Source organism: Frankia sp. Mgl5, assembly GCF_023242985.1.
GTDB lineage: Bacteria > Actinomycetota > Actinomycetes > Frankiales > Frankiaceae > Parafrankia > Parafrankia soli.
The window spans coordinates 52,848-60,359 of sequence record NZ_JALKFY010000679.1; the positions used below are offsets into that span (position 1 = coordinate 52,848).

The following is a 7,512-nucleotide window of genomic DNA, read 5'->3' on the forward strand; positions in this document are numbered from 1 at the left end:
TCTTGTCGGGCTTCTCGCGGAGGTCACCGGAAGCCAGCGCCGCGTCGGCGACCTCAACCGGGTCGACAGCACCGACCGAGACACCGGGAACCGGCAGCGGGGCAGCGAGATCAGCCGAGCCATCGGACTCGTCACCGTCGGACTCGTCACCGTAGGACGGCCAATCCTTCTTGTCGTGGTCCTTCTTGTCCTTGTCGTGGTCCTTCTTGTCGTGGTGCTTCTTGTCCTTGCCGTCGTACCAGAGGACCCGCTCGTAGCCGATGGTGATCTTCTCCTTCTTCACCTCCGGCCCGCCCCCCGGCACCAGGGCCTGTGCCGAGGTGGCGCTCGCACCCAGGGTGACGGCAACGGAAACGAGGCCCGATGTGGCTAGAATGGCCGTACGCCGCCCTATTTTGCTTGTCATCTTCTACCTTTCAGAACGATCTTTTGCAGTAGTTCTACGGTCGTCAACCTAGCGGCCCGACCTCCCTTACAGCGGCAGCACAAAACAGGCGTGTCTCCAGCGACTTAACAGCGTCCGATCCGACACATTTCGGCGAATGCGAGAATTCCTCGAACCGACTCTCCGACACCCGTCAGCCAATACAGCCCGCCCCGGCCAGAAAAATCGGATCGAGAGCGAAGGAGGCGGATTCCAGTCCGGACCATCCGACCATAATCGCCACCGAATATACCCGAGGACCGTCCGTAAAAATAAGGCTGATTCGGTTCGGCGCACCGGTTCCAGCGTCCGAACGAATAGTTTTCAACCCCCCGCAACCGCCACCAAGACACCGCCGGCGACCCGAATCTTCCCGGTACGACCGCAGCAGGTTGCCCATATGACAGCACCTGGATTAGGCGATATCCTTTTTCGCAGACAGCGGAGAGTCCATATCCGGCGACCAAGTCCCCAGACAGCAGTGGTCACACAGAATCCGGCGCAGACCGCACAGGCGGCGTCTCCTGAGATCCGCAGCAGGAAACCCGCGTTCCTCATATTCGTGCGCGGCGCGGCGCGGCGCGATGTCGAGGAAAACCGGGACGCAGAAGCAGACCGGACCGGTGCGACGACGTCAAGTGTCAGCGAGACGGGCCGGCATGGCGGCCATGTCCCGCGCGCCGCGCAGGGACCAGTACACGACCGGGCCAGGTGCACGAGGTCAGGCCGAGGAGCCGGCGGCGTTCTGCAGGGGAAGCAGCACCAGATGCGGGTCCAGCGCGGTGGGCACGAAGCCGAGGTGACGGTAGAACGACTGTCCGTCGGGTGCGGTCGCGTGCGCACCCAGCAGCGGAGTTCCGACCATGCGGCGCACCGTGAGCGCCCGCATCGTCGCGTCGCGGACGAGCCGGGCACCGACCCCCCGGCCCTGATAGCGGACGTCCACGGCCAGCCGGCCGACGAGCATCATCGGGACCGGGTCCACGGGCCGGCGGGAACGCCACCGCGAGGCCGTGCCGACGCGCTCGGCCGCCGCGGTCGCCAGGCAGTAGTAGCCGGCCACGGTGGAGCCGTCCAGCAGCACGAACGTGCTGGTGATGCGTTCGCGCTGGTGTTCCTTGGCGTGGTGGCGCAGCCAGCTGTCGAGGACGGGATCACCACAGCCGAACGCGACCGTGTCGTGGTCCTCCACCAGGGCCGACGGCTTCGTGAACGGCACGGGCCGAATCCTTCCAGGCATGGTCGATCTCGTCGTGGGGTCGATCTACCGGGATCGACGGGGGCAGCCGGGGGCGGCCGGCCAGCCCCCCCCCGCAGGGCAGGGCCGCTCGCCATCGAACACACACGGGCCGCCAACACCAGGCCGGGCTCCTCGTCGAGCAGCTTGCGCAGCCGCGGGTTGTCGGTGGGTGGCGCCTGCAGCATCGCGTCCAGTTCGGCCCAGGCGGTCTCGGAGACCCTGAACAGCCGGCGGTCGGCGAGTACCTCGCGGGCGTAGCGCCGCATGCTCTCCACCGCGAACAGCTCCAGGCTGAGGCCCTCGGCGTCCGCGGCGGACCGGATGATCTCGGCGTCGTCGGCGGGCAGGCCGAACGTGATTCTCTCGTCCTCAGCGGAGGTCATGCTGGCAGTTTGCCGCCCCGGTCCACGACATGCGACGCCGGGCCCCACGTCGCTCGTCACACAATCGGGCAACCGGGTGGGGGGGCGGAAAGCACCGGTCACGGAGCATGGTCGAGGCATGTTCGGACCGCTGCGCACCGGGGCATCTCCCTACAGATCATCCATCCGGGACCAACCCCGACGAAGGAGCCGTGAGGACCACGATGGCCGACCATCCAGGGGCACGATCGTCACCGGGACGACGTCCGGGGGCGCGCATGCCCGGTACGGGCCGGGCGGCATGTGACCACCGCGCGGAGGAACTGCGATGAGCGACGGTGTGGGCACTGGCCTGGTCGTCGTCCTCGGCGTGATCGCCGCGGTGGGTCTGGTGCTGGTCGCCGGCACCTTCTACCTGCTGCGCCGCTACCGGTTGCCGCTACACGGCGTCGCCGCGACGATCGCCAGCCTGCTCTACGTGATCTCCCCGGTGGACGCCGTCCCCGAGATCCCGCTGGGGCCGGTGGGCCTCGTCGACGACCTCGCGGTGATCCTCGGGGCGCTGTTCTACGTCCGCAAGCTCGTCGACGCCCGCCGGCCGGGGCCGGCGGAGCTGGAGGTCCCGGGCCGCGGTCGGGGCCGCGGCCGTCGCTAGCGCCCACTGCGGGGCACGAGAACCCGCAGAGCCCGAACAGGCGGGATGCGGGCGTGCCCGTCAGGCCCGTCCGGAGGAGAGCGGGCGTGGTGCCCTCCTCCGGACGGGCCTGATCAGACCAGATCGAACCCAGATCAGATCAGCGAGCGCAGGACGTACAGCAGGATCCCGCCGTGGCGGTAGTACTCCGCCTCGCCGGGGGTGTCGATGCGCACCACGGCCTCGAACGAGCTGTCCCCCGCCTGCACGGTGAGCGTCGGGGTCTTCTCGTCGACGTCGGCCAGCCCCGTGATGGTGAAGGTCTCCTCACCGGTGAGCCCGAGCGACTCCGCCGACTCCCCGACGGGGAACTGCAGCGGCAGCACGCCCATGCCGATCAGGTTCGACCGGTGGATCCGCTCGTAGGACTCGGCGATGACGGCCCGTACGCCCAGCAGCGCGGTGCCCTTGGCAGCCCAGTCACGCGACGAGCCCGAGCCGTACTCCTTGCCCGCGAGCACGACCAGCGGCACGCCCTCGGCGGCGTACTTCTGGGCCGCGTCGTAGATCGCCACCTGCTCGCCGTCGGGGAGGTGGCGGGTGACGCCGCCCTCCACGCCGGGCACCAGCTTGTTCCGCAGCCGGATGTTGGCGAAGGTTCCGCGGATCATCACCTCGTGGTTGCCGCGGCGGGAGCCGTAGGAGTTGAAGTCCCCCGGGGCGACCCCGTTCTCGGTGAGGTAGCGCCCGGCCGGCGAGTCCTTCTTGATGGAGCTGGCCGGCGAGATGTGGTCGGTGGTCACCGAGTCACCCAGGTAGGCCAGCACCCGGGCGCCGACGATGTCGGTGCGCGCGGACGGCTTGGCCGCCATCCCGTCGAAGTACGGGGGACGGCGGACGTAGGTCGAGTCCTCGACCCAGCCGAAGGTCTGCGACACCTCGCCGCCGTCGCCGACGGGCAGCGCCTGCCAGCGCTCGTCTCCGGAGAGGTCGGCGTAGCGGTCCGCGAACATCTCGGAGGTGATCGCGTCCCCGACGACCTGGGAGACCTCGGCCTCGCTCGGCCAGATGTCGCGCAGGTAGACCGGCTCGCCGGCGGTGTCGGTGCCCAGCGGGTCGGTGTCGAGGTTGATGTCCATCGTGCCGGCGAGCGCGTAGGCGACGACCAGCGGCGGGGACGCCAGGTAGTTCATCTTGATGTCGGGGTTGATCCGGCCCTCGAAGTTCCGGTTCCCGGACAGGACGCTGACGACCGCGAGGTCCGCGTCGTTGATCGCCGCGGAGACCTCGGGCTCCAGCGGACCGGAGTTGCCGATGCAGGTGGTGCAGCCGTAGCCCACCAGGTTGAAGCCGACCTTGTCCAGGTAGGGGATGAGCCCGGCGCGCTCGTAGTAGTCCATGACCACCTTGGAGCCGGGCGCCAGGGTGGTCTTCACCCACGGCTTGCGGGTCAGCCCCTTCTCGACGGCGTTACGGGCGAGCAGCGCGGCACCGACCATGACCTGCGGGTTGGACGTGTTGGTGCAGGACGTGATCGCGGCGACGGCGACCGCCCCGTGGTCGATCTCGCAGGTCGTGCCGTCGGCCAGGGTCAGCTTCGTCGGGCTGGACGGGCGGCCGGCGACGTCACCGGAGACCGCGTTGACCGAGACCGGGGCGTCGGACGGCTTGTCCGCGAACGCGGCGGCCGAGTCGGAGGCGGGGAAGGACTCGGCGTCGGCCTCGTCGGCGCCGCCGTTGGCCAGCGGCACCGGCTGGGCGTAGTTGGCGAGCGCGGTGCGGAACGCCTTCTTCGCGTTCGACAGCAGCACCCTGTCCTGCGGGCGCTTGGGGCCGGCCAGCGACGGGACGACGGTCGACAGGTCGAGCTCGAGGGTGGTGGTGTACTTCGCCTCGTGGCTCGGGTCGTGCCAGAGGCCCTGCTCCTTGGCGTACGCCTCGACCAGCGCGACGAGCTCGTCGGGGCGGCCGGTGAGCCGCAGGTAGGACAGGGTCTCGGCGTCGATCGGGAAGATCGCGCAGGTGGAGCCGTACTCGGGGCTCATGTTGCCGATCGTGGCCCGGTTCGCCAGCGGGACGTTCGCGACGCCCTCGCCGTAGAACTCGACGAAGCGGCCGACCACGCCGTGCCTGCGCAGCTGCTCGGTGATGGTCAGCACCATGTCGGTGGCGGTGGTGCCGGCGGGCAGCTCACCGGTGAGCTTGAAGCCGACGACGGTCGGGATCAGCATGCTCACCGGCTGGCCGAGCATGGCGGCCTCGGCCTCGATGCCGCCGACGCCCCAGCCGAGCACCCCGAGACCGTTGATCATCGTGGTGTGGCTGTCCGTCCCGACGAGGGTGTCGGGGTAGGCCAGGGTGCCCTCGGCGGTCTCCTTGGTGAAGACCACGCGGGCGAGGTGCTCGACGTTGACCTGGTGCACGATGCCGGTGTTCGGCGGCACCACGGTGAAGTTGTCGAACGCCGCCTGGCCCCAGCGCAGGAACTGGTACCGCTCGCGGTTGCGCTGGAACTCCAGCGTCGCGTTCAGCTCGAACGCGTCCGGCCGGCCGAAGTGGTCGGCGATGATCGAGTGGTCGATGACCATCTCGGCCGGGGCGAGCGGGTTGATCTTCGTGGAGTCCCCGCCGAGGGCGACCATCGCCTCGCGCATCGCGGCGAGGTCGACGACACAGGGAACGCCGGTGAAGTCCTGCATGATCACCCGGGCCGGGGTGAACTGGATCTCCTGGCTCGGTTCCGCCGCCGGGTCCCAGTCGGCCAGCGCGCGTACGTGGTCGGCGGTGATGTTGGCGCCGTCCTCGGTGCGCAGCAGGTTCTCGAGCAGAACACGGAGGCTGTACGGCAGGCGGTCGGCCCCGGGCACCGCGTCCAACCGCCTGATCGTGTAGGTGCGATCACCTACCGCGAGTCTGCCGGTGCTGCCGAAGCTGTCCATGGCCTTCGTCTCCTCCTCGTCACCTCGCCCGCTCCTCGTCCGCGGGGAGGTCCGACACCAGCAGCGATCACATCCGGTCGACACCGTGACTCGCCACGGTTCGGCCACCTCGCCCCATCCTGGCACTCTCAGGGGTGACGGCGGCGGCCGGAACCGTCGGTCACGTCCGGCGGGGGCCGGTGGGCCTGTGACCATCGCCTCCCGGACGCCGGTGTACCCCACCGAAATCCGAGCCGCATTTAATTAGCAAGGCTAAAAATATCAGGTGGTCCGTCCGGACGCGCGCCTCACGCCATGCAGCCGGGCAGAACGGGACGATAAGGGTGCTGGCGACCGAGGTGGGATGTCCCACCCGGCCGGGGTCCACCTTGGACGGGTCCACCTCACGATGAGCGCCCCGTCGGGGACGGCCCCGCCTCGCGGCAGGCGCTCCTCGGGAACGGACCCGCCCGCGGAAGAAGCGGGTCGGGCAGCCGGCTACGACCAGACGGCCGTGATGTCGCGCTGCCAGTTCTCCATCGTGAACGGGGACCGCCGCAGACGCCGCATCGCCTCACGGCGCTCGTCCATCGTGGGCGGGACGACCGCCAGATCGGCCGCGGTGTTGGCCCAGATCTCGTTGGGGGTGCCCAGCGGCAGCATGGTGATCCCGGGCAGCACCCGGGCGATCTCCCCCACTCCCGGCAGGTCGGACGACAGCACCGGGGTCCCGACCGCGCAGGCCTCGAGCACCACACTCGGCAGCCCCTCGCGCAGCGAAGTCACCAGCAGCAGCGACGAGGTCACCAGCAGCTTCGGGATGTCGAGCCGCTCGCCGATGAACTCGACCCGGTCGGACACACCCAGGCCCCGGGCCAGGGTCATCAGCCGCTCGGTCTCGTCCTCGGTCTGGCGCCCGACGATCCGCAGGCGGACGTCGAGCCCCCGCGCGCACATCGCCGCGACGATCTCGATGGCCCGGGCCCGGTTCTTGACCGGGTCCGGGCGGGCGACGTGCAGGACGGTCAGCTGCGGTGTCATGGCCTCCCCGAACTCGTCGAGTTCGGGGAGGTCCGGCATGGGCCGCTGGCCCGCGATGGCCACTCCGAAGGGCTCGAGTTCGACCCCGTTGTAGATGACCCGGCACCGGGGGTCGAGCCGCCAGGTCTCCCGCCACCGTCCGCGCATCGCCGCCTCGCTGACCGCGAGCAGGTCGGTGGCGAACGCGTCCAGCAGCACCCGCCCCACCATCCGCTGGAGGCGGCCCCGGAGGCTGTCGCCGCTCTGGTCCGCGCCGCTGAAGAAGTGCGCGACGCGGCGCGACACACCGGCCGCCCGGGCCACCGCGAGCACCACGCCCGAGAAGGTCGCCACACCCGAGTGGACGATGTCCGGTCGGACCGAACGCAGCAGCCGGTAGAAGGCGAGCGGGAACCTCAGGTCGGCGCGGCAGTAATAGACCTCGCCACCCAGTGCCCGGATCTCGTCGTCCAGCGATCCGGGGGCACCCGAGGTGGCGCAGAACAGCAGCCGGTACTCCTGCGGGTCCAGGCGCCGCAGGAGGTTGACCGCGCGGATCACCTCGCCCGCCCGGTCCATCCTCGGGAGCACCTCCAGCACCGTCACAGGACTGGCGCGGTCAGGGCGGGCGGGCGCGGGGTCCACCCGCCTCCCGACCGACGCGCGCTCGCGGTCGTTTCCCGAGCCGCGGTGCGCGCCGTGACCGGTGGTCCCGTCGACCGCGGCGGGTCTGTCGATCGCAGTGGGTCCCGCGCTCTTGTCCGCCGGGGAACGGGCGCACGCCGCCGCGTCGGCACTCCGACGGATCCGAGACTCCGTGTTGACCTCCTCCCCGGTCTGAAGGCCGGGGATTCCCACACCTCGCGGTGCGGGTTCCTGCTTCACCAACGGACGCCTCCTCGCTTCAGGAGCGA

Annotated in this window: 4 protein-coding genes and 2 pseudogenes; 1 reads left to right on the forward strand and 5 read right to left on the reverse strand. The window is 70.0% G+C overall.

The window, feature by feature from the left end:
• The 3 genes and pseudogenes from MXD62_RS24010 to MXD62_RS24020 form a co-directional block, all read right to left on the reverse strand.
• Positions 1-283 (reverse strand): annotated as a pseudogene (locus MXD62_RS24010) (hypothetical protein); the annotation flags it as partial.
• Between the two features lie 862 nt (positions 284-1,145).
• Positions 1,146-1,643 carry a GNAT family N-acetyltransferase gene (locus MXD62_RS24015; RefSeq protein WP_248831716.1) on the reverse strand — a complete coding sequence of 166 codons (498 nt, stop codon included), beginning with the start codon at positions 1,641-1,643 and terminating at the stop codon, positions 1,146-1,148.
• 164 nt (positions 1,644-1,807) lie between these two features.
• Positions 1,808-2,167: pseudogene (locus MXD62_RS24020) on the reverse strand (DUF1778 domain-containing protein); the annotation flags it as partial.
• Between the two features lie 187 nt (positions 2,168-2,354).
• Between MXD62_RS24020 and MXD62_RS24025 the strand changes: the two are divergent.
• Positions 2,355-2,681, forward strand: a complete 327-nt coding sequence (locus MXD62_RS24025) for a YkvA family protein (protein ID WP_020459770.1) — start codon at positions 2,355-2,357, stop codon at positions 2,679-2,681.
• Positions 2,682-2,815: 134 nt separating this feature from the next.
• Here the strand turns inward: MXD62_RS24025 and MXD62_RS24030 are convergent, their stop codons facing one another.
• Both MXD62_RS24030 and MXD62_RS24035 read right to left on the reverse strand, forming a co-directional pair.
• Positions 2,816-5,599: an aconitate hydratase gene (locus MXD62_RS24030; protein WP_248831717.1), complete on the reverse strand. Its 2,784-nt coding sequence runs from the start codon at positions 5,597-5,599 to the stop codon at positions 2,816-2,818.
• A gap of 477 nt (positions 5,600-6,076) precedes the next feature.
• Positions 6,077-7,483: a glycosyltransferase gene (locus MXD62_RS24035; RefSeq protein ID WP_248831720.1), complete on the reverse strand. Its 1,407-nt coding sequence runs from the start codon at positions 7,481-7,483 to the stop codon at positions 6,077-6,079.
• Between the last annotated feature and the right edge of the window lie 29 nt (positions 7,484-7,512).